The 20,693-nt window shown below is 35.5% G+C and carries 23 protein-coding genes and 1 pseudogene; 15 read left to right on the top strand and 9 right to left on the bottom strand.

Annotation, left to right across the window (positions count from 1 at the left end):
• The first annotated feature begins 129 nt into the window (after positions 1-129).
• The 6 genes from NEH75_RS07365 (at position 130) to NEH75_RS07340 (ending at position 6,640) form a co-directional block, all read left to right on the top strand.
• The gene (locus tag NEH75_RS07365; RefSeq protein WP_055242555.1) at positions 130-753 is read left to right on the top strand and encodes a superoxide dismutase; all 624 of its coding nucleotides are present in this window, start codon (positions 130-132) and stop codon (positions 751-753) included.
• 224 nt (positions 754-977) lie between these two features.
• On the top strand, positions 978-3,122 hold the full coding sequence (locus tag NEH75_RS07360; RefSeq protein WP_070099769.1) for a peptidoglycan D,D-transpeptidase FtsI family protein: 2,145 nt from the start codon (positions 978-980) through the stop codon (positions 3,120-3,122).
• A 273-nt stretch (positions 3,123-3,395) separates the two neighbouring features.
• Positions 3,396-3,545: a 50S ribosomal protein L33 gene (gene rpmG, locus NEH75_RS07355; protein WP_055242559.1), complete on the top strand. Its 150-nt coding sequence runs from the start codon at positions 3,396-3,398 to the stop codon at positions 3,543-3,545.
• 297 nt (positions 3,546-3,842) lie between these two features.
• Complete coding sequence (locus NEH75_RS07350; RefSeq protein ID WP_055242651.1) at positions 3,843-4,787, top strand: L-lactate dehydrogenase; 945 nt, start codon at positions 3,843-3,845, stop codon at positions 4,785-4,787.
• A 227-nt stretch (positions 4,788-5,014) separates the two neighbouring features.
• Positions 5,015-5,956: an ROK family glucokinase gene (locus NEH75_RS07345; protein WP_055242563.1), complete on the top strand. Its 942-nt coding sequence runs from the start codon at positions 5,015-5,017 to the stop codon at positions 5,954-5,956.
• Positions 5,957-6,013: 57 nt separating this feature from the next.
• The gene (locus NEH75_RS07340) at positions 6,014-6,640 is read left to right on the top strand and encodes an MBL fold metallo-hydrolase (protein ID WP_262948719.1); all 627 of its coding nucleotides are present in this window, start codon (positions 6,014-6,016) and stop codon (positions 6,638-6,640) included.
• 76 nt (positions 6,641-6,716) lie between these two features.
• Here NEH75_RS07340 and NEH75_RS07335 read toward each other — a convergent pair whose 3' ends face one another.
• From NEH75_RS07335 to comGA, 9 genes and pseudogenes are all read right to left on the bottom strand, one after another.
• Positions 6,717-7,217, bottom strand: a complete 501-nt coding sequence (locus NEH75_RS07335) for a shikimate kinase (protein ID WP_055242568.1) — start codon at positions 7,215-7,217, stop codon at positions 6,717-6,719.
• Between the two features lie 11 nt (positions 7,218-7,228).
• A complete protein-coding gene (locus tag NEH75_RS07330) occupies positions 7,229-7,606 on the bottom strand; it encodes a hypothetical protein (protein ID WP_055242570.1) in 378 nt (125 codons plus the stop codon).
• Complete coding sequence (locus NEH75_RS07325) at positions 7,596-8,183, bottom strand: competence type IV pilus minor pilin ComGF (RefSeq protein ID WP_055242573.1); 588 nt, start codon at positions 8,181-8,183, stop codon at positions 7,596-7,598. The genes NEH75_RS07330 and NEH75_RS07325 overlap by 11 nt, the downstream gene beginning before the upstream one ends.
• On the bottom strand, positions 8,152-8,463 hold the full coding sequence (locus NEH75_RS07320; RefSeq protein WP_055242575.1) for a hypothetical protein: 312 nt from the start codon (positions 8,461-8,463) through the stop codon (positions 8,152-8,154). Before NEH75_RS07320 ends, NEH75_RS07325 begins: the two co-directional genes overlap by 32 nt.
• Complete coding sequence (locus NEH75_RS07315) at positions 8,450-8,824, bottom strand: hypothetical protein (protein WP_055242577.1); 375 nt, start codon at positions 8,822-8,824, stop codon at positions 8,450-8,452. Before NEH75_RS07315 ends, NEH75_RS07320 begins: the two co-directional genes overlap by 14 nt.
• 9 nt (positions 8,825-8,833) lie before the next feature.
• Positions 8,834-8,899: pseudogene (locus NEH75_RS13610) on the bottom strand (prepilin-type N-terminal cleavage/methylation domain-containing protein); the annotation flags it as partial.
• On the bottom strand, positions 8,899-9,174 hold the full coding sequence (locus NEH75_RS07310) for a competence type IV pilus major pilin ComGC (RefSeq protein ID WP_055276257.1): 276 nt from the start codon (positions 9,172-9,174) through the stop codon (positions 8,899-8,901). The gene NEH75_RS07310 and the pseudogene NEH75_RS13610, both read right to left, overlap by 1 nt.
• Positions 9,175-9,197: 23 nt before the next feature.
• Entirely contained in the window at positions 9,198-10,226 is a 1,029-nt protein-coding gene (locus tag NEH75_RS07305) for a type II secretion system F family protein (protein WP_262948714.1), read from the bottom strand.
• The gene (gene comGA, locus NEH75_RS07300) at positions 10,205-11,176 is read right to left on the bottom strand and encodes a competence type IV pilus ATPase ComGA (RefSeq protein WP_055242583.1); all 972 of its coding nucleotides are present in this window, start codon (positions 11,174-11,176) and stop codon (positions 10,205-10,207) included. Before comGA ends, NEH75_RS07305 begins: the two co-directional genes overlap by 22 nt.
• A 206-nt stretch (positions 11,177-11,382) precedes the next feature.
• On the opposite strand from comGA, the gene NEH75_RS07295 reads away from it, so the two are divergent.
• The 9 genes from NEH75_RS07295 to NEH75_RS07255 all read left to right on the top strand — a co-directional run bounded on the left by NEH75_RS07295 (position 11,383) and on the right by NEH75_RS07255 (position 20,419).
• Positions 11,383-12,453: an HpcH/HpaI aldolase/citrate lyase family protein gene (locus tag NEH75_RS07295; RefSeq protein ID WP_262948712.1), complete on the top strand. Its 1,071-nt coding sequence runs from the start codon at positions 11,383-11,385 to the stop codon at positions 12,451-12,453.
• Between the two features lie 11 nt (positions 12,454-12,464).
• Complete coding sequence (locus NEH75_RS07290; RefSeq protein WP_262948710.1) at positions 12,465-13,676, top strand: phosphoribosyltransferase domain-containing protein; 1,212 nt, start codon at positions 12,465-12,467, stop codon at positions 13,674-13,676.
• Positions 13,677-13,687: 11 nt separating this feature from the next.
• Positions 13,688-14,749, top strand: a complete 1,062-nt coding sequence (locus tag NEH75_RS07285) for a cysteine protease StiP family protein (protein ID WP_262948709.1) — start codon at positions 13,688-13,690, stop codon at positions 14,747-14,749.
• A 13-nt stretch (positions 14,750-14,762) separates the two neighbouring features.
• Positions 14,763-15,521 (top strand): HAD family hydrolase, encoded by a 759-nt coding sequence (locus NEH75_RS07280; protein WP_262948708.1) that lies wholly within the window; start codon positions 14,763-14,765, stop codon positions 15,519-15,521.
• Between the two features lie 80 nt (positions 15,522-15,601).
• Positions 15,602-17,137 carry a YceG family protein gene (locus NEH75_RS07275; RefSeq protein ID WP_262948706.1) on the top strand — a complete coding sequence of 512 codons (1,536 nt, stop codon included), beginning with the start codon at positions 15,602-15,604 and terminating at the stop codon, positions 17,135-17,137.
• 18 nt (positions 17,138-17,155) lie between these two features.
• Positions 17,156-18,364: a toxic anion resistance protein gene (locus NEH75_RS07270; protein ID WP_262948705.1), complete on the top strand. Its 1,209-nt coding sequence runs from the start codon at positions 17,156-17,158 to the stop codon at positions 18,362-18,364.
• A gap of 183 nt (positions 18,365-18,547) precedes the next feature.
• Positions 18,548-19,171 carry a TerD family protein gene (locus NEH75_RS07265; RefSeq protein ID WP_262948704.1) on the top strand — a complete coding sequence of 208 codons (624 nt, stop codon included), beginning with the start codon at positions 18,548-18,550 and terminating at the stop codon, positions 19,169-19,171.
• An 18-nt stretch (positions 19,172-19,189) separates the two neighbouring features.
• Complete coding sequence (locus tag NEH75_RS07260) at positions 19,190-19,783, top strand: TerD family protein (RefSeq protein WP_262948702.1); 594 nt, start codon at positions 19,190-19,192, stop codon at positions 19,781-19,783.
• Positions 19,784-19,798: 15 nt separating this feature from the next.
• Positions 19,799-20,419, top strand: a complete 621-nt coding sequence (locus NEH75_RS07255) for a TerD family protein (RefSeq protein WP_262948701.1) — start codon at positions 19,799-19,801, stop codon at positions 20,417-20,419.
• Positions 20,420-20,693: the final 274 nt, after the last annotated feature.

Below are 20,693 nucleotides of genomic sequence, written 5' to 3'. Positions count from 1 at the left end.
GAATTTCACCCCACAATTTAGCTTCTTTTGAGATAAAATGCCAGATTGGCATATCTTATCTGTATTAATTATATAATAATTCTAAAGTGTTTCAACTATTATACTTAAAATTAAAGGAGGGGGATTAGGATGGCAGGTTATACTTTACCACCATTACCCTATGCTTATAATGCACTAGAACCCATTATTGATGCAAAAACAGTAGAGATTCATTATACGAAGCATCATAAAGCCTATTTAGATAAGTTAAATGAGTTAGTTAAACGTTACCCTTCATTTTTTGAAGGGAAAAGCATTGAAGAGGTGTTAAGTCAACCAGAAGAAATCCCAGCTGATATTCGACAAGATGTGATTAATCAAGGAGGGGGTTATGCTAACCATAACTTATACTTTTATAGTTTATCTCCGAATGGGGGAGGAAAACCTTATGGAAAGTTAGCTAAAGAGATTAATCTAACCTTTGGTAGCTTCAATCAATTAAAGCAGCTGCTAAGTCAAGCATCAATCAGTCAATTTGGTTCAGGATATGGGTGGCTTGTTTTAAATAATCAAAAGAAATTACAAGTTGCTAAAACATTAAATCAAAATTCACCATTAAGTGCGGGCTATACTCCTTTATTGAATATAGATGTATGGGAACATGCCTACTATTTAAAATATCAAAATCGTCGTGCTGATTATGTGGATGCTATTTTTGAGATTATTAATTGGGATGAAGTAGAGCGACGTTACGAAGAGGCAATGAATAAATAATGGCTAAAGACTGGTATGAAAAATGACCAGTTTTTTTGATGTTTAATCCTAAAAAAGTTATTAGATAATCATGAGAGTTAAAGTAAAGAAAGAAAGTGATTTTCATTGAAACAATCAATTGAAAATTCATCATACTAAGAATAGTTTTTACACAAAAAATTCAATTGGCCTCTTTTCAATTATGATATAATAAGTGAGAAGTTAGAGTGGAAAGGTGTAGGATCATGATAGATAAGTTTTTAAAACTAATTAAGTCATTAGTTTTTAGGATACATGTTCTAAAGGGTGTTTGCCTTATTTTATTTTTAGTTGTTGTTTTTCGTTTATATGCCATTCAGGTGACGTATTCGGCTGATTATCAAGCCTATATTGATCGAACATCCACTATTGAATTACAAAAAAATGTACCTCGTGGGGTCATTTATGATCGCAATATGGATGTACTCGTTGATAATGAAGCGGTGAGTACGATTACGTATCAACGATATTCAGACGTTAGTGAGAGTGAAATGAAAGAAATTGCAAGTCAATTAGCAGATTTAATTGATGTTGACTTCACCAAGTTAACATCACGTGATTTGAAAGACTTATATCTTGAAAAGTTTGAGGATGAAGCGAAAGAGTTATATACCAAAGAAGAAGCAAAGACTTTAGAGGATAAAGAGCTTTATCAATTGCAGTTGAGTCGTATCACGGATGAGATGTTAGAACAGTTAACCGATCATGATAAAGAGACGCATGCGATTTATATTAACATGAAAAAAGGAACGAATTTAACGTCGAATATTATTAAAAAAGGGGCGACAGAAGATGAAGTTGCGATTGTGAGTGAGCACTTAGAAGAAATGCCAGGCGTTAATACAGAGGTGGATTGGGATCGTACTTATCCAAGCGTAGCAGAGTGGCATCCTATTTATGGACGTGTTTCAACCTATGAACAAGGATTACCAGCGACTTTATCTAGTTATTACAAGGCCCATGATTATCAGTCAAATGATCGTGTGGGATTATCACAATTAGAACTTTATTATGAGCCCCTTCTTCGAGGTTATAAATCGCAGTATGTCTTAACGAATGAAAATGAGACGTCAAACTATGATGCGATTTATGAAGGTCAACGTGGCTATGAATTAGTATTAACCATTGATGCCGAGTTACAGGCAGCTGTAAATCAAATCGTCAAAGAAGAGTTAATAAATGCGAAAAAAAATTCGTCAACGACGCAATATTTACGTGAAGCTTATATTGTCATGACCAATCCAAATACGGGTGAAATTTTAGCTATGACGGGAAATATTATTGAGTGGGACGAAGAAGCTAAAGATTATAAAATTATCGACAATTCTCTTGGAACTTTCCAAAACTCATTTACGGTGGGATCAGTTGTTAAAGGTGCCAGTTTATTAACAGGATTTAAGTATGGCGATTCATGGCCAGGAAAAACAATCACTGATACTAAGATGTATTTCAAAGGTGGTCTAATTAAAGGATCATGGAAAAATCTTGGAGGGGTTGATGATGTAGCTGCCTTAAAGTTTTCAAGTAACGTTTATTTCTTCCAGCAAACAATTTCAATGGGGGGATCTTCTTATTCTCCATATATGACCCTTAACCTTGATTTAGACGCTTTTGAGAAATATCGTTCAACGTTTAATGAGTTTGGTTTAGGTGTGAGCACTGGCATTGATTTACCGAATGAATCAACTGGCCTGATAGAGTCTCAACGTACACCAGGGAAGTTACTTGACTTTGCGATTGGACAGGCTGACCTTTATACGCCAATGCAGTTAGTGCAATATGTGTCAACAATTGCGACAAGTGGGAAACGATTTGCACCAACACTTGTTAAAGAAGTCTATTTACCCTCAAATGATGATGTGAGTGGTAAACAACTGGTTAAAGGATTTACGCCTAACTTATTAAATGTCGTTGAGTTAGATCAAACATACTTCAATCGTGTTCATCAAGGTTTTGTTGCAGCGTTGCAACAATCAGGTGGGACAGGATATTCAGTATTTGCAAAAGCAACATATAATCCGGCAGGAAAAACAGGGACAGCCCAGGAGTACGCACGTGATGAGGAAGGAAAGTATATCAAAGATGCAAATGGAGAATTGATTGATGTGCATAACCGTACGTTAATCGCTTATGCTCCCGCGGATAATCCAGAGGTTGCAATTTCAGTTGTTGTCCCACAAGGTGAATTAGCGAGTCAATCACATCCTATCTCGTTACAAATTGGGGAGCGAGCGATGCAAGCGTATTTTGATTTGAAAAAGGAACGAGCGAATGTTCAAAACAATGCTGTAGAAACGGACGAGTTAACAGTTCCGGCAGACGAACAAGTTTCTGCTGATGATTCGAACTAACATTCAATAAAAATATTCACTCAGTATGTATGAGATAGGGAAAAATATCCTATTATATAGAAGAGTTATACTAATATGACAACTATTTTTAAATTAGGTATAAATTAGTTAAAAATAGGACTTGAGCCATGTTCAAGCATTTGTTATAATTTTTACACACAATATTAAACAACAAAGAATCACTTTATAGTACAAAAATGATAAAAAAAACTTTGTTTTTTGTAGTCTCTCATGCTATAATGTAGAAGTTGTTATTAGATTGGAGGGATTTTAGTGCGAGTAAATCTTACATTAAAATGTACAGTTTGCGGTGAAGAAAACTACATTTCTAAGAAAAATAAACGTAATAACCCAGAACGTCTTGAGATGAATAAATACTGCCCACGTTGCCGTAAATCAACTGCTCATCGCGAGAAAAAATAAGGAATACTTCCTTTTTATAAATCCTGTTATTCAACAGGATTTTTTTTATGTATAGAAGTAATTGAAATCTTAGATGAAATAAGTTTGTGAAAACGTTAATAATGTTTTCGTTTTATTAAAAAAGCGCTTTTTTTGCAATTTTCGATTAATATTGTTTGTGAAAAAATGTATTATGGTATATAATAAAAATGAATTAAGGACACATTTGTTATTAGCACAAATATGGAAGCTGTTGGAGTTAGTGGAAGTTGTATGCAAATTAGTGTGTCAAAAAAACATATATTAGAGGTGACAGTAATGCAAACAGGTGTAAGACGTGTTGTTTTAGTTGGAACTGGATTCGTAGGAATGAGTTTCGCTTACTCAATGTTAAATCAAGGTGGATTAGAAGAATTCGTTTTAGTCGACGTAAACAAAGATAAAGCTGAAGGGGAAGCAATGGATTTATCTCATGGTTTAGCATTCGCCCCAAATAAAATGGATATCTGGGCTGGAACATATGAAGACTGCAAAACTGCAGATGTTGTAGTTATCACTGCAGGTGCTGCTCAAGCTCCAGGGGAAACTCGTTTAGACTTAGTTGAGAAAAACGCAAAAATCATGCGTGGAATCGTTCGCGAAGTTATGAAATCAGGATTCAACGGAATCTTCGTTATTGCAAGTAACCCAGTAGACGTATTAACTTACGTTGCATGGCAAGAATCAGGGTTACCACGTCATCGTGTAATCGGATCAGGAACAACTTTAGATACTGCTCGTTTACGTTATGAAATCGGAAAATACTTAAATGTTGACCCACGTAACGTTCATGGATACATCGTTGGTGAGCACGGAGATACTGAGTTCCCATTATGGTCTCATACAACAGTTGGTGTTCAACCAATCTTAGACGTTGTTGCGAAAAATCCAAAATTCAACAAAGAAGATTTAGAGCAAATCTACGTAAACGTACGTGATGCTGCATATCACATCATTGAACGTAAACGTGCAACTTATTACGGAATCGGTATGGCATTAACTCGTATCGTTAAAGCTATCTTAAGCGACGAAAATAGCTGTTTATCAGTTTCAGCTTACTTAAACGGACAATACGGACAAAATGATGTATTCGTAGGAGTTCCTGCAATCATCAACCGTAACGGAGTTCGTGAAGTATTTGAATTAAACATCACTGAAGAAGAAAAAGAAAAATTAACTAAATCAGTTAATGTATTAAAAGAAACTTTAGCAACTGTTAAATAATTTCTTTTTTCTGTAAGCACTGTGCAAAGCACAGTGCTTTTTCATATATTTTAATTAATATGTAACCGGTTAATATTATAAAATTAAAGGGTTTACAGCTTTTTATTATAATGAGATTATGATAAAATGTATGAGAAAAGATTTTCATAAGATTAAAAAGACGGTACAAGAAAGCGTTTGATTTCACTTGACCGATTAGATAGGAAATATAAGGAGGAATTTTGAAAATGAACAAGTATGTATTTGGAATTGATGTTGGTGGGACGACAATTAAATGTGGTTTATTCTCATCAAAAGGTGAAGTGCTAGAGTCGTGGGAAATTGTTACAAATAAAGCGGATAATGGGGATCATATTATTGCTAATATTGCAGAAACAATCCAAGCAAAATGTGAAGAAAAAGGAATTCAAATTGAAGAAGTTGAAGGAGTTGGAGTAGGTGTTCCAGGTCCAGTTGATAACAATGGAGTTGTTAAAGTTGCTGTTAACTTAGGATGGTCAGAGCGTGATGTTAAATCTGAGTTAGAATCATTAGTTAAAGTTCCAGTAGCAGTCGGAAATGACGCGAATGTTGCGGCATTAGGTGAGTTATGGTTAGGAGCTGCAGCAGGTTCACATGATGCCATTATGTTCACTTTAGGAACTGGTGTTGGTGGCGGAGTTATCGTAGATGGTAAAGTCGTTGCCGGTGTTCATGGTGCTGGTGGAGAAATCGGACATTTAGCTGTTGTATTAGAGGATGGAAATCAATGTAACTGTGGTAAAAAAGGATGCTTAGAAACAGTAGCATCAGCGACAGGAATTGTTCGTGAAACTGAAAAGTACTTAGCAGCATGTGATGAAGCTTCTTCATTACGTAGCTTAGAAAAAATCGAAGCAAAAGATGTTTTTGATGCAGCTAAAGCAGGAGATGCAGTTGGATTAAAAATGGTTGATCAATTAGGGCGTTATATCGGTTTAGCAGCTGCTAACTTAGCTGCAACGACAGATCCACAAAAAATTATCATCGGTGGTGGAGTCTCTAAAGCAGGAGATATCTTAATTGATACAATCGTGAAACATTATCAAAACTATGCATTTAGTGCAGTTCGCCAAACAGAGTTCGTTTTAGCCGAGTTAGGAAACGACGCTGGAATCGTTGGTTCAGCTTATTTAGCAAAAACAGTTTAATGAAATAAAAAAGCACCCTTTTTGAGGGTGCTTTAAGTCGTATTAGAGGTGATGAGTGTGAAAGTCTATCCATTAGTTTTAGGACCTGTACAAACGTCTTGTTATATCGTTTCAAATCATGAAAGAGCAGTTGTTGTTGATCCAGCGGCTAATGCTAATCAAATTATTCAATATTTAGGAATGAAAAAATTAAAATTAGAGGCGATTTTTTTAACACATGGACATTTTGATCATATTGGTGCAGTGAATGAGTTAGTAGAAAAATATCAAGTGCCAATTTACGCGCATAAAAAGGAAAAAGAATATTTTGAGAAATCTGAAGTGAATTTATCGCCGATGATTTATGAGCGTCTCATTTTAAATCCTGATTTTGAGTATCGTTTTGTAAGTGATGAAGAGAGCATTGAGTGTTTAGAAACAAAAATAAAAGTTTTTCATGTTCCAGGTCATACAACAGGAAGCTTATGCTATTATTTTGAAGAAGATGAGATGGTCTTTACAGGAGATACATTATTTAAGCAGGCAATCGGACGTACTGACTTTATTTACGGAAATCATGAGCAATTAGTGACAGGGATTAGACGTAAATTATTAACGTTGCCAGGACAGACACTTGTTTATCCAGGGCACGGAGAATGTACAACAATTGAGGAAGAATCAAAACATAATCCATTTTTAGCTTAGAACGTCATGTAATCGTTTGATTACATGACTTTTTTTATACTCAGAACATAATAAAAGAAGGATTAATCTCCTTCTTTTATTGATTCATTTGATTTTTAATTTGTTCAACCACCTCTGCTACAGTTAAGTGATCCGTCTTAACCGTTATATGGGCGCAGTCACGATAAAAGTTTTCACGCGCTTTATATAAAGAAGTTAGTTTGGTTTCGATTATCTCATTTTGTAACAAAGGACGATTATTAATATCAAGTCGTTTTATTAGTGTGGTAATCTCAGTTTCTAAAAAAATAACTAGTGTGTGTTCAGTTAATAGTTGGCGATTTTCTTGACGAACGATGATACCACCTCCGGTAGAGATTACGCCTGGATGATTGATTAGTTGTTGTAGGGCATTTGTTTCACAATCACGAAAATAAGATTCACCTTGTGTTTCGAAAATGGAAGAAATGCTTTGGTGTTTTGTGTTTTCAATATACAAATCGGTATCAACCCACGATAAATTTAAGTCCATTGCTAATTTTTTCCCAATAGTTGTTTTTCCACTTCCCATCATCCCAATTAAGACGATTGGCCTCATGCATCTCACCTCTATTTTAAAAGATATGTTTGTTGCTTTTTATTGTATTCAACAGTTCCTTGTCCTAAATATTCATTATAAAGAAATTTATAGGTCACTTCAAGTTTTTCATATCCATTTGAATACGTAAAAGTAGCCGTGGTTCCGTTGTGTAAGTTAATTATTTTTGATGGCATGTTATTGCTTGGGGTAAAATTAGCGTCAGATAATTCGTCTATGATAGTGGCTAGACATTCTTTTTCAAGGATGGATAGTATGAAATGCTGTTGCTCGAGTTCATAAGTCCGAACCTGATTTTCGATTCGATAAGCGAAATGGAGTAGGAGAAGGGCGATAATAAAACTGATAGCCAATGTCAATGGAAGAATCACCCCTTGTTCATTCTTCATCTAATCCCTCCTGGAAAATTTCAATTAATTGTGCTTCATCTAACTTATCCTGTATGGTTTCATTTAATTTTTCTTTATTTAACTCCTCAGATGCTGTTTCATATGACTCTGTCAATTGTAAGGGGAATAAAGAAGAGGAGAGGTAAATGGTATATTGATTACCATTTGAGCTGTGTAAAGTGAGGGTAACTGATTGGTCATGATGAAGGGTAGTGGTAAGTTTGTCACAGTGATAGAGAGCGACTTCGCCTCCTTTTCCGCCCACTTGACGCATGAGACGATGATTGGAGATGTAATAGGTTGGGACGGTTCCATTGGCTAAGTGAATTTGAAATTGAGAGGACGTATTGGAAAAATGATTGGCACGTTTGGCTTCCTTTTGAAGTTGAGTGCGAAGTACACTAATTTCTTGTTGCGTGACTTGATTTAGATCGACTTGATAGAAGTTAATGAGTGGAAGGAGCTGGGTTATTAAGAGAACGAGTAAGGCGGTGATGGACAATGCGATTAGATGTTCAACGAGTAGAAAGCCGTGATTAGAAAGTTTAAAAACAGATCGTTTTATCAGTAAAATCACCTCGTTTATACGTTGCGCAAAGTTTAGCATCTTTTTGGGTGACGGTATATGAAATAGGGTTAACAAACTCTAGAGGAAAGTCATAGGCAGTTTGATAAAAGAATGATTGATCTTTAAGTTCGTAAAGTTTATAGTAGATGGCTTGTTCTATTTCAAGTTGTTGTTGGATTTGAAGCAAAGTGGGGAGGGTTTTGACTAGCGTGATTCCGATTGTGGTTAAGATAATAAGTCCAACGAGACATTCTGTGAGGATATATCCCTGCTGATTAATTGGCTTCACGAATATCGATTCCTCCTGTTCCAATCGAAAAAACAATATTTTTTTTGAAATGTTCACTTTGAATGGTTATTGTCTTCCCATTCGAGACATGACCGAGGTTATTAAAGGTGAGGTCCGTCGTATTAGCACTCACAGATGGAATACTAATGCCTGGTGGAAATTGACGCTTTATTTTTATTTTGGAGTTATTTTGAATGATGACATAATAGTTTTGTTTATGAAAGATTCGAATGGATAAAGTGCTGCCTTGAATGGGCATCATATTATACTCTCTGACATAATGCAAATCTGATTGAAGGACTGAAGTGGCTTGATTGAGCTTCATATGATCATAAAGCTTGATGAAAGTTGGGGCACTCAAAAGATAAATTATTCCTGTGATAGTTAGAGCCAGAAGGGCTTCAATGAGAGTAAATGCTTTTTGATTGTTAAACATTATTCAAAATCGGGAATAGTATAATCATTACCACAGACTTTTTTTCCATCAGCTTCATTAATCCCCTCATTAGTACTAAGTCCTAAAAGTTTATTTGAGGTTTGTTTAGCCCTCACTGATGATTGGAAAGCTTCGCATCCTGTTTCATTAGCTTTTGTAAGGGCAGCACTTGCCTGTGGGAATGCTAGTACCACTAATATTCCAACGATAATCATGACAATAAGCATTTCAATTAATGTAAATCCTTTTTGATTTTTGTTGATTAATTTTTTCATAAATTTATTCCTCCTAGATTTTATTAGATGAGTTGAGCCATTTGAAAGACGGGTTGTAGCAGGCTCAGATAGATAAGAATGATGATGAAACCAATAAGCATCAAGAAAGTAAATTGAATAATTTTAAACGTGTTATTTAGCATGTTGGTCAGCATTTGGAGCTCGGATTTTGTATAGTAACCAAGTTCAGTATGAACTTGTCCGATTTGTAAGGCGTGTTTCATGATGAGTTTGAAGTAAGGCGTAAAGTAAGGACTTTGATGAAAGACGTCTTCAAGTGAAACACCTGCTTCTAGCTGAGTCTGAAATTCATAAATGATGAGTTGAATCATGGGGATGGTTTCGAAGTTTCTCATCATCAAGAGACTTTCTTTTAGGGGAAGGCCACAGTTTAAGAAGACGAGCCATTGACTGCTAAAATAATAAGAAAATACTTTTTGAAATAGTTGTCTCAGTAGTGGATAGTGAAATAAGAAGTATTTCATCTTCATTTGAAATCTTTTACCATGCCACTTTAAGGTAAGGAATGCAAAACATCCGATGAGGACAAAGAAAGCGAGTACGATCCCTAAAATGAGAAGAATGGAGTTTAATAGGCTTTGATCACCTTCGATATTAAAACTATTGTAAAAGCTATCAAGTTGAGGAAAGAAAAAGAAATAAACACTAGCCAAAATCACAATCATTAAAGCAAATAAAGAGACAGGATAACGAAGCTTCTTATTCAGCTCAGTTTTGCTTTGAAGATGATAGTCACTATATTGGGCAGATTTTTGTAATCCTTGTAATAAGGAGCCTGCTTCTTCACTACACCTGACGATATAGACGATTCTTTTTTCAAAATGACAAGCTTCTAAGGTAGTGGCAAAAGATTGACCACTGGCACAGCAGTTTAACATAAAATCAATGGCTTCTTTTTTAAAGAGTGAGGTCATGACATCAAGTGCCTGCGCAATAGAAAATCCCTGTTCAAGTAATTGGCTGAAGCGGGAAAGAAACTTTTGTTGAGTAGGGAGTGTCCAATAGTGATTTAGCTGACGTGATGTTGACATTCAAATAACTCCTCATCTAGTGTTTTATACGGGAGTGAGCAAAGATTTCCTTGTTGGATTTGTGAGAATAAGTGGTCGAGTTGCTCACCGAAGCAAAGTTCAAAGATGGCTTTTCGTTCATCCTCCTTTTGTATCAGTCGTTGATTAACAACGCCTACAAGTGCCTGTTCGAGTTCTTGCAAAGAAATACCTAAATCGAGTAAGCGAGTTATCGTTCCCATGACATTTTTGGCATGTACCGTTGAGATGACTAGATGACCTGTAAAAGCAGCTCGTAGTGCTTGATGGGCTGTTTGAGTATCACGGATTTCACCGATAATAATAACATCTGGATCATGGCGTAAAATTTCTTTAATCCCAACGTCATAAGTCATTCCCAGGCTTTCATTCACTTGCATTTGGACGATATCAGGTTGTTGATATTCAACCGGATCTTCAATTGTGACGATGCTTTTTCCTAAGTGATGTTTAAGGTAATCAATGAAGGCATAGGTTGTTGTTGTTTTCCCGCTTCCCGTTGGTCCGCTAATTAAAATCAGTCCAGCCTGCATCTTCGCCATATCTTTTAAAATATCGACATTCTGAATAAAGTAAGGGATGTCATCGAGTGTTTTTTGTTGTTGATGATTAATGAGGCGTAGGACAAGACTTTGATAGTGTGAGGTGGGGAGAATGGAGACTCGTGTATAATAGATGGTCGAGTCAGTCTGAAGCTGTAATAATCCCGATTGAGGTTGACGAGGATGCGTGAGAGTGAGTGAGGCTTGAAATTTAATATAGGCGAGCAACTGCTCATATAAAGAAATGGGAATGGCTTCATGAGGAATCATAAAAGCTCCAACACGGAATTGAACGAGTATTTTATTCTCTTTTAAGATGAAATGAATATCACTTGCCTTTAAGGTTTCAGCTCGTTGGATGATAGAGACGAGCTTCGTTTTGACTGGCATAATGATCACCTCCTGACATGCTATACGTCAAGAAGGTGATACTTCCTCTTTTAAATGTTAAGTTTTTATACATTTTCTCTCATTTCTTTTGCTTTCTAATTTTTGTAGAATGAATTACAATAAATGAGTAAGTTAAATTGTTATAATTTGTAATAAATATTGTAAGATGATGAAAAAGATTAAGAACGAGGATGGGAGATAGGAAAATGAGATATTTTACAAGCGTCGATTCAAATTTCTTTTATTTACAGCCACAAACGATTGATCGCCAGGATAAATCAATGCTTCAATATGCGGTAGGAGCGAATCTTTATATGAATGGATTAATGGATTTATTTAACAAGTTAATCTATGGGATTCCGTATACCGGATCGGTCACTATCTGTTTTGAAGACGGGATTCGTGAGGCTGATTTGTTTCGATGTGAGGAAAATACTTTAAAATTCCTTCAAGATTTAGGTGAAGCTGAAGTGAGAGGTACATTGAAAGAGGAAGTACTTCCGTTAATCTTTTTGCGAGTTCGAAGTGTTACACAATTTTCACACTTTGTTGATCGATTGACGCCACAACACGCGAAATACTTAACCGGATTTAGCTTTCCTAAATTTACGATGGAAAATGGAGAGGATTATTTAAAGATATTAAAAGCTGCGAATGACCGATTAAAAAAGACATTGTTTGCAATGCCTATCTTAGAAAGTCCAGATTTAATTTATAAAGAAACACGATTTTCACAATTAATAGCCATTCGTGAATTACTTGAAGCTTATCATGAGTTGATTTTAAATGTTCGAGTGGGGGGAACGGATTTTTCCTCTGCATATGGATTGCGTCGTCAGATAACTTCTTCGATTTATCAATTACGTGTCGTAAGTGAGGTATTGATTGATATTGTGAATATGTTTGGGCGTCAGGAGCTTGATTATGTCATTTCAGGACCTGTTTGGGAATATTTTTCAAAGGATGCTACTTCAAATGAGATCCAAGGATTACTTCGTGAATTATATGAAGACCAAGAAAATGGATTTCACGGAAAAACAGCCATTCATCCAACACAAACAAAGTATATTAACTTATCTTATACGGTGAGTTATGAAAATTATCAAGATGCTTTGTCTATTATTGAAAATGCCGACGAAGGCGGAGTATTTAAAGGAGAAGGCGATAATAAGATGAATGAAGTAAGTCCTCACTTAAATTGGGCACATAAAATCATGAAACGTGCAGCAGTATTTGGTGTATTAGCCGAAGGGGTTGTCGTGAAAGACTTGTATTAGGGGGAAGTCGCATGGAATTTAAAATTAATGAGAATTCATATGGTTTAGATTTAAATCAACTGATGGTCATCGGAAAACGTAGTCGGAATTCTAAACGTAATTTTTTATTTATTAGTAAAGTGATAGGAAAGCACGTGGAGGTTCGTCCGGACATTTGTCGTGCGATGGGCTATTTATTAGCTTCTTTAATTTATGGAAAAACGAAAGAAACACAAGTCTTGATTGACTATATTAATCAATCGCTGCAGAAGACAACTGTTGTTCGTCAGGCGATGGAACGTTGTTATCAACCAATAGAGCGTGTGGCTGTTCTAGGTTTTGCTGAAACGGCAACAGGGCTAGGGATGGCTGTTGCGTCAGCCATTACCGATAGTTATTATTTACATACGACACGTGAGCCGATTACTGAGTATGAGAGCTTGTTACAGTTTGAAGAGGAGCATTCTCATGCAACGACACATCGTTGTTATCCTTTAAATCAGGAGATATTAGCAACAGTGAAGCATTTGATTTTAGTCGATGACGAGTTAACGACAGGGAAATCGTTATTAAATATCATTCAAGAATTAATTCGGGTGACTCCGATTCGAAAGTTTACGGTGCTTTCTATTTTAGATTGGCGAACAGATGAGCATCAACAAATAATTGATGATTTTTGTGCGGTGAATAAGGTTGAAATTGAGATTCGTGCGTTAGTTAAAGGAGAAGTGATATTAAACGAGGAGACGGTGTACGAAGATGAATGTCCAGATGTTATAGCATCTAAACAAGAGATTCATCAATTACAAATGATCAAGCGTTTATCGTGTGAGACAAGTCAGGGGATTAAGCAGTATTATGCTCAGAGTGGGCGTTTTGGCATTGCTCAAGAAGAAATTCTTGAACTTGAGTTACTCTGCGAACAGATAGCGAAACAGATTCAATCGAAGTTATGTGGAGCGAAGAGGGTTCTAGTACTCGGTCATGGCGAGGATATTTATATTCCATCTCGGATTGCAGCTTATTTAGAAGGGAATGTTTTCTTTAAAAGTACGACGCGTAGTCCGATTTATTGTGAGCTAGATGGCCCAATCCAGCAAAAACATCTTTTTTATGATGGCGAGATTCCATATTATTTTTATAATAAAGATGGGATTGAGGCGGAGTATGATCAGGTCGTTTGGATTACGGAGCGACCGTTGAATGTCAAGTTAACGAGTCATAGTTTGAATGTACAGTTGTAGGGGGAGAAGGGATGAAACTAGTTCAACACAGTTACGAAGATTCATGCATCTTTTTATTGAAGGATGTCACCGACTTAGTTCAAGAAATCACCGTTGAAGAAAAAGAGGCCTTGATTAATCAAGGCGTTAATTATTCTGAGATGATTTCAAAAGAAGAGCGTCCAAGTTCAACAATTCAATCACTTTTTCTCACTTTATTAGACATGAAAAAAGCTGAGTTAGCGAACTATATCGCTAAGTTAAGTGAGCAAATGTTAGCTTATCGAGGACATAACTTGGTCGTCGTTTCGCTTGCTCGTGCAGGAACACCATTTGGCATCTTGGTGAAGCGGTATTTAAAAGACCAATATAATCTTGAGGTCCCTCATTATAGTCTGTCCATCATTCGAGGAAAAGGAATTGATGAGGTCGCTCTTTCATATATTATCGCTCATCATCCAACTGCGACTATTCAATTTATTGATGGCTGGACGGGGAAAGGTTCGATTATTAAAGAGCTACGCTTATCCATCGCCAAGTTTAATCAAACGTATGGGACGACACTCGATGATGAATTGGCCGTTTTAGCTGATCCAGCAAAACGATGTCGAATTTATGGAACCCGACGCGATATTAATATTCCTAATTGTTGTTTAAATGCAACGGTCAGTGGCTTAATTAGTCGAACGATTCATAATGAACAAGTTATTTTACCAGGTGAGTTTCATGGAGCAAAAACGTTGCATCGATTAAGCGATGTGGATGTATCTCAATGTTTTGTTGATGAAATCAGTACCCAGTTTGAAATCGGTTCATTATCAGGTCTTCCATCTTTTGAACCTGTACAGCTAGAATACGCAGAACAAGTAGTGACGCAAGTTCAAACAGATTATCAGGTTACAAATCGTCATAAAATTAAGCTCAGTATTGGTGAAGCCACACGCGTATTACTAAGGCGTCAAGCGAAAGTTTTATTACTCAAGAATCAACAAAATCAAGATGTTGCTCACTTAATTCAGTTAGCTAAAGAAAAACAAGTGCCAATTCAAACGTATGTTGCAGGCGACTATGAAGCTATCGCTATTATTGACTAAGGAGGCGGTAGAGATGCCCAAACTTTATTTTGTGACAGACTTGGATCGCACCATTATTCATTCGAAACATCCTGATTATTATTGCGTCGAATCAATCGGTCAGAAAGAAATTACGTATATGACAAGCAGTAGTTATGAAAAGTTACAAGAATTGCTCTTAAATCAACAGTTGATTTTTGTTCCGTGTACGATGCGAAGTCTTTCCCAAACGCTGCGTATTCAGTTTCTTAGAGATTATCATCTACCCTTTCTCATTTGTACGAATGGTGTTCAAATTTATGTGAATGGCCAGCTTGATTTGGAGTGGGAAAAACACATGCGATTAATGATTAATGAAGACATGATTCAACGTGAATTTGAGGTCATCCAACAACTTGGAATCGATTATGAGCGATTGGATTTGACAGAAGGATTTTATTTATCAATGAAGTTTTCAGATGATGAAGCAGCGAAAAACGGATGGCTGCGTTTAAAGGAGGAACTTCAGACTTCAAATGAAATCATGCTGGTCGGTCGTAAAGTCTTCATCATGGATCAACGAATTAATAAGGAACGAGCCCTTTCATATTTAATCGAACGTTTTAATTGGCAACATATCGTGACATCTGGGGATAGTGAAGTGGATGAACAATTTACGAAAATTGGACGAACGATTTTACCTGGCCATGCTTGTTTTAAACATGACCACGCTAAAGTGACGACAGCTAATGGCATTCTTGCAACTGAGGAAATTTTAGATTATCTTTCATCTGAACTTGAAAGTTTAATGTAAGAATAGGAAAAAAATTGCATAAAATTGGTGGGATACGTTACAATAAAGAGGTAATCTTAGGTTAGAATGGGGGAATGGCGATGGAATTAACACGACTTATCTTTGAAATATTTCGAAAAAGATATGAGCGTGAAACGCAGGATGGATTAAAGCCGTTGTTCTATCGTGTCATTGGAATGAATGATGAAACAAGTTATCACAATGCTTTAAAGACATTGCAAGTGAAATATCACGAACATCAATCGCTTTGCTTATTTTTTGAAATGGAAATCCCGGTACAAGCGGAACTTGAAGTGATTGATTATGTATATAAAGAATTACAGCAAATGAATATTGATGATTTAGCTCAGCAAGATATCACGATTTTTGATGATCAGCAAGTGAATCAGCTTTTCTTAAATGTGCTAGATTATACGGTGAAGCTCGCAAGTAAAAATGAACAGTTCTTTAGTGAGAGTGTTCGAAATAATTTTATTACTAAACTTATTGTGTGGAGTTATTCGTATATTAGAGGACTCACTTTTGATCAAGCATATAATCCAAAATGTTTTTATTATGGAACAATCGAGCGTCATGAAATTTACTTTTTAATATTGTTATATCGAATGGGATTTGATGTTTTATATTTAAATCCATTAAAAGAAGAATATTTTGATGAGATTGATCAGGATCGGTTATCACAATGCCAAAAAGAATTAGGAATTGCTCCACTTGAAATGTTTGAGCAAAAGGCTTCACGTGGTGTCGAAATCAACCGAGTGGAAACGATGACAAAAACATGGGAACGAGAAATTCATGAACAATTGTTCAATCAGACTGGGATGTATAGGCCTTGGCAATTTCGAAGTGGGACTACCAAAAGTGTCTTATTGGATACCATTGTAGAGGATATCTATACTTATTGGAAAGAACCTAGTCGGATACGCGAAGGGTTTAAAACAGAAGGAAATAAAGTTTGGATTCCATGTTTCTTTTATAAGATTGATGGCCGTTATCAAGATAAATTGGAATATCGTCGTTTAGTTCAATATTGTATTCAAAGTAAACAGACGTTATTTTTTAATCAGGAAAAGATTAGTTCTGATTCAATTGATAAAGATGCGATGTATCAACTTATGTTTTGCGAGTTAAGTGATGGTAGCTTTGATTACAAGGAGATAAGTGAACTGCCGTTTTATCAATGGAAAAAATATAGTGATGAATTACAGTACTTTTTATTACAAAAGTTTAATGAAACGATAAAAGATGAAAATTTATTTGCTTGTCTATTGGAAAAAGAAATGATTTTAAAACTATTATACCTTGTGCTGAATTTAAATGAAGAAATCATTCGTTTAATTGATAACTTTGATTATACACAAGATGTTCCAAAACTTGTGATTTATTTAAATGAGGAAGAGAATCTTTCGGATTCAAGTGTTCTTCTGCTTGGGTATCTTCATAAAATCGGATTAGATATTATTATCTTCAATCCATCGGGTTTATTTAATATTCATAAATATATTAAGCAAACAGCGATTAATGTCAGACGTTTAGATACAATGGATTATGCGTCTACTTATCAATCGTTAATGAGTTTAAAACAGAGTGTTTTATCAAGGTTTTTGAATCGATAAAGAAAAGGGGAATGAAGGATGAATGAAAAGAGTAATCAAGAATTCAATCAAAGAATGGAAATGAGTGATCCATCATGGGAAGAGATGATGAATCATCAAAATTCTAATAAGATGAGCTCAATGTTTGATACAGGCGATGGAATGATACCTTTCGATCAATCAATGGATGTGATGAATCAGGAGATGGATGTTCAAACGCTAACTGCTTATAAGCAACGTTTAAGAGAGCTTCCTGAAGTGCAGGCATTAACGAGTGAAATTGAGGTTCAAAATCCTAACTCTATTATTATGTTTGGACAACAAGCGAGTGAGTGCATTTCACAGATTTCAGATGAGCTTTTATCATCGATGCGTTCTGTCAAATCAGAAGAAGCAAGTGAGATGTTAGTGGCTTTAACTAAGATTATGGATAAATTTGATGTAACTGAGCTTGAAAATGTAAAAGAAGATTCTATGATTTCGAAGCTATTCAAAAATGTAGGCAATACCGTTGCCAAGTTGTTTCAAAAATATGATACGATGGGTTATGAAGTGGAAAAGGTGTATGTCTTACTAAAAAAATATGAAGCAGATATTAAAGAATCCAATGCTCATTTAAAAAAGTTATATGATGGGAATTTACATTATTATCAATTGCTTGAGAAATATATTGTAGCTGGAGAGTTGGCACTTGAAGAAGTTGATCATTATCTCGCAGTGATGAGTCATGATGTCACGATGGCACAGGAAGAGCGACAAATGATGATTCAAAAATTAGAAGTCTGTAAAGAGATGCTATCTCAACGTGTGTATGACTTACAACTTGCAGAAAATGTGGCTATTCAAACAGTACCGATGATTCAAACGATTCAACTATCAAACTTTAATTTAATGCGTAAAATTAATTCGTCATTCATTATTACTTTACCAATCTTTAAGCAGTGTCTCGCGCAGGCGATTATTTTAAAACGTCAAGAGATTCAAGCCAAATCAATGAAGCAATTAGATGATAAAACGAATGAATTATTGATGCGAAACGCGGCCCGTACGGCGAATCAATCGGTTGCGATTGCAAAGATGGCATCAGGTAGTTCAATTCAAATTGAAACATTAGAAAAATCATATGAAACGATTATGAAGGGGATTGAGGAGACGAAAGCCATTCAAGCTCAAAATGAATTAGAGCGTCAAGAAAATTCGAAACGATTAGAACGTATTAAATATACGATGACACGCGCCAATGTTTAGCGGATTAGCCACAATAACTCTACGAAATTTGAGTTATTGTGGCTTTATTCTTATGGAAAATGATGTTAAAAAGTGATAAAATTAAAGTTGACAAACAGGAATAACAGCAGGAGTATTGTGGAAAATGAAATGTTGGAAGGAGGTACTACTGTTAACGATGGGAGACTTGACAGTAGAGGAAAAATGGCCATCAATTTAGGACATATCGGAAGAAGAAATGAAACAGTCAGTCAAAATGAACCTAATTTATTGAACTTAAATAAGAATGATATTTTAGATTTAACTAAAAAAAATCCAGGTTTAAAACAAGTGGTGTTGGGCGCTGGATGGGATGTAGCGACTAATGGTCAAGATTTTGATTTAGATATTGCAGCGTTTTTACTTAATTCACAAAATAAAGTGGAAAATATTCCTCAAGATGTGATTTTCTTTAATAATATGGCTGGACAAGGTATTTTATTAGAAGGTGATAATCGTACGGGATTTGGTGAAGGAGATGATGAACGAATTCAAATTGATTTAACTCAAATTGAATCGTACGTTCAAAAGATTCTCTTTATAGTAACGATTCACGAAGCTCACCTTAAACGTCAAACCTTTGGAATGGTAGAGAATTCATATATCAGATTATTAGATGTAGAGCATCAAGAAAAAGAAATTTGCCGCTTTAATTTAAGAGAGAACGGTTCGACTGCAACAAGTGTGATTTTTGCAGAACTATATCGACAAGGAAGTGAGTGGCAGTTCAAAGCACTTGGAGAAGGAAAGATTGCGGATTTAAATGGGCTATTACGCCTATATATTTAAAAGAATGGGGATAAACAGATGGCTAATTTATTAAATTTAAAGAAAAATGATATATTAGACTTAACAAAAAAGGACCCGTCATTAAATCGCTTATTAGTTGGTGCTGGATGGGATGTTATTAAAAATAAGGGTGGTTTCCTTGGATTATTTGGTGGGGGAGCCGATTATGACTTAGATTTAGTTAACTTTTTACTAGATGCTAATGGAAAATTAATTAATCAAGGCTTGATTTACTTTGGACATAAAAAAGGCCAGGGGATTATGCTACATGGTGATAACCTAACAGGAGAAGGTGAAGGTGATGATGAAAAAGTTTCTATTACACTGAATCAGTTACCTGTACAGTGCCATAAAGTAGTGACTGGTGTTGTCATTTATAATGCGAAATCACGTAATCAAAGCTTTTCTAAAGTTCAAAATGCCTATGTTCGTTTAATGAACGAGGATAAACATGGAGCTGAAATTTGTCGCTTTAATTTAACTGAAGATGGTGGAGAAAATACAGCAATCATCATGTCAGAATTAGTAAAAACAAATGGAGAGTGGCAATTTAAAGCAGTTGGACAATATTATCAAGCAGATATTAATACACTAGCTGCACAATATCGATAAAATGAGGTGTCAATGATGGCAATTAACTTAGGTGGAAATTTTAATTTCAATAATCAAACTTCAACACAGCAAATACCAGTTTTAAATTTAAAGAAAAATGATATTTTAGATTTAACCAAAAAAGAGCCTGGGCTTCAACAAGTCATGTTAGGCGCTGGATGGGATGTAGCAAATAATGGTCAAGATTTTGACTTAGATATCTCAGCATTTTTATTAGACCAAAATAATAAAGTTAATTCGGTTGAGAATGTTGTCTTCTTTAATAATAAGTCGGCTCAAGGAGTCCAACTTATGGGAGATAATCGTACAGGCTTTGGGGACGGTGATGATGAGACGATTCAAATTGACTTAACGAAAGTTAATTCAGATATTCATAAAATAGTGTTCGTTGTAACGATTGCTGATGCTCAGACTAAGCGTCAAACCTTTGGCATGGTGAACAATGCCTATGTTCGATTACTAGATACACAAAAAAATAACAGAGAAATTTGTCGCTTTGATTTACGTGAACATGGATCAACAGCAACAGCAATAATTTTTGCTGAATTATTCCGTAGTGGATCTGATTGGCAATTTAAAGCCATTGGTGAAGGAAGAGTCGCCGATTTAAATGGAATATTAGCACTTTATTTCTAGCAAAAAAAGAGGGTACGTAATTTGAATCAATGGAGAGTCAAAGCGGTACCCTCGCTCTTTATCTATATAAGTCCAGATAAATTTTCTTCAGAGAAAATTTTAAGCCTTAATAATGGAGGAATAGATTTCTTTTAGAAATCCGCTAGGTGACCCAAGCCCTACCAATGGATGAAACATACTTCGCATGGCAGGTGACCTACAGCAGGACTATCACATATTTGGGGTGCTGCATTAAATGTAGAAAATATTTTTGTTTCTATATAGACCATCATGC

It is taken from the genome of Turicibacter sp. T129 (assembly GCF_025594975.1).
Classification (GTDB): Bacteria; Bacillota_I; Bacilli_A; order MOL361; family Turicibacteraceae; genus Turicibacter; species Turicibacter bilis.
Note: the sequence above shows the minus strand (reverse complement) of the source record. Positions and strands in the feature narration are given on the sequence as shown.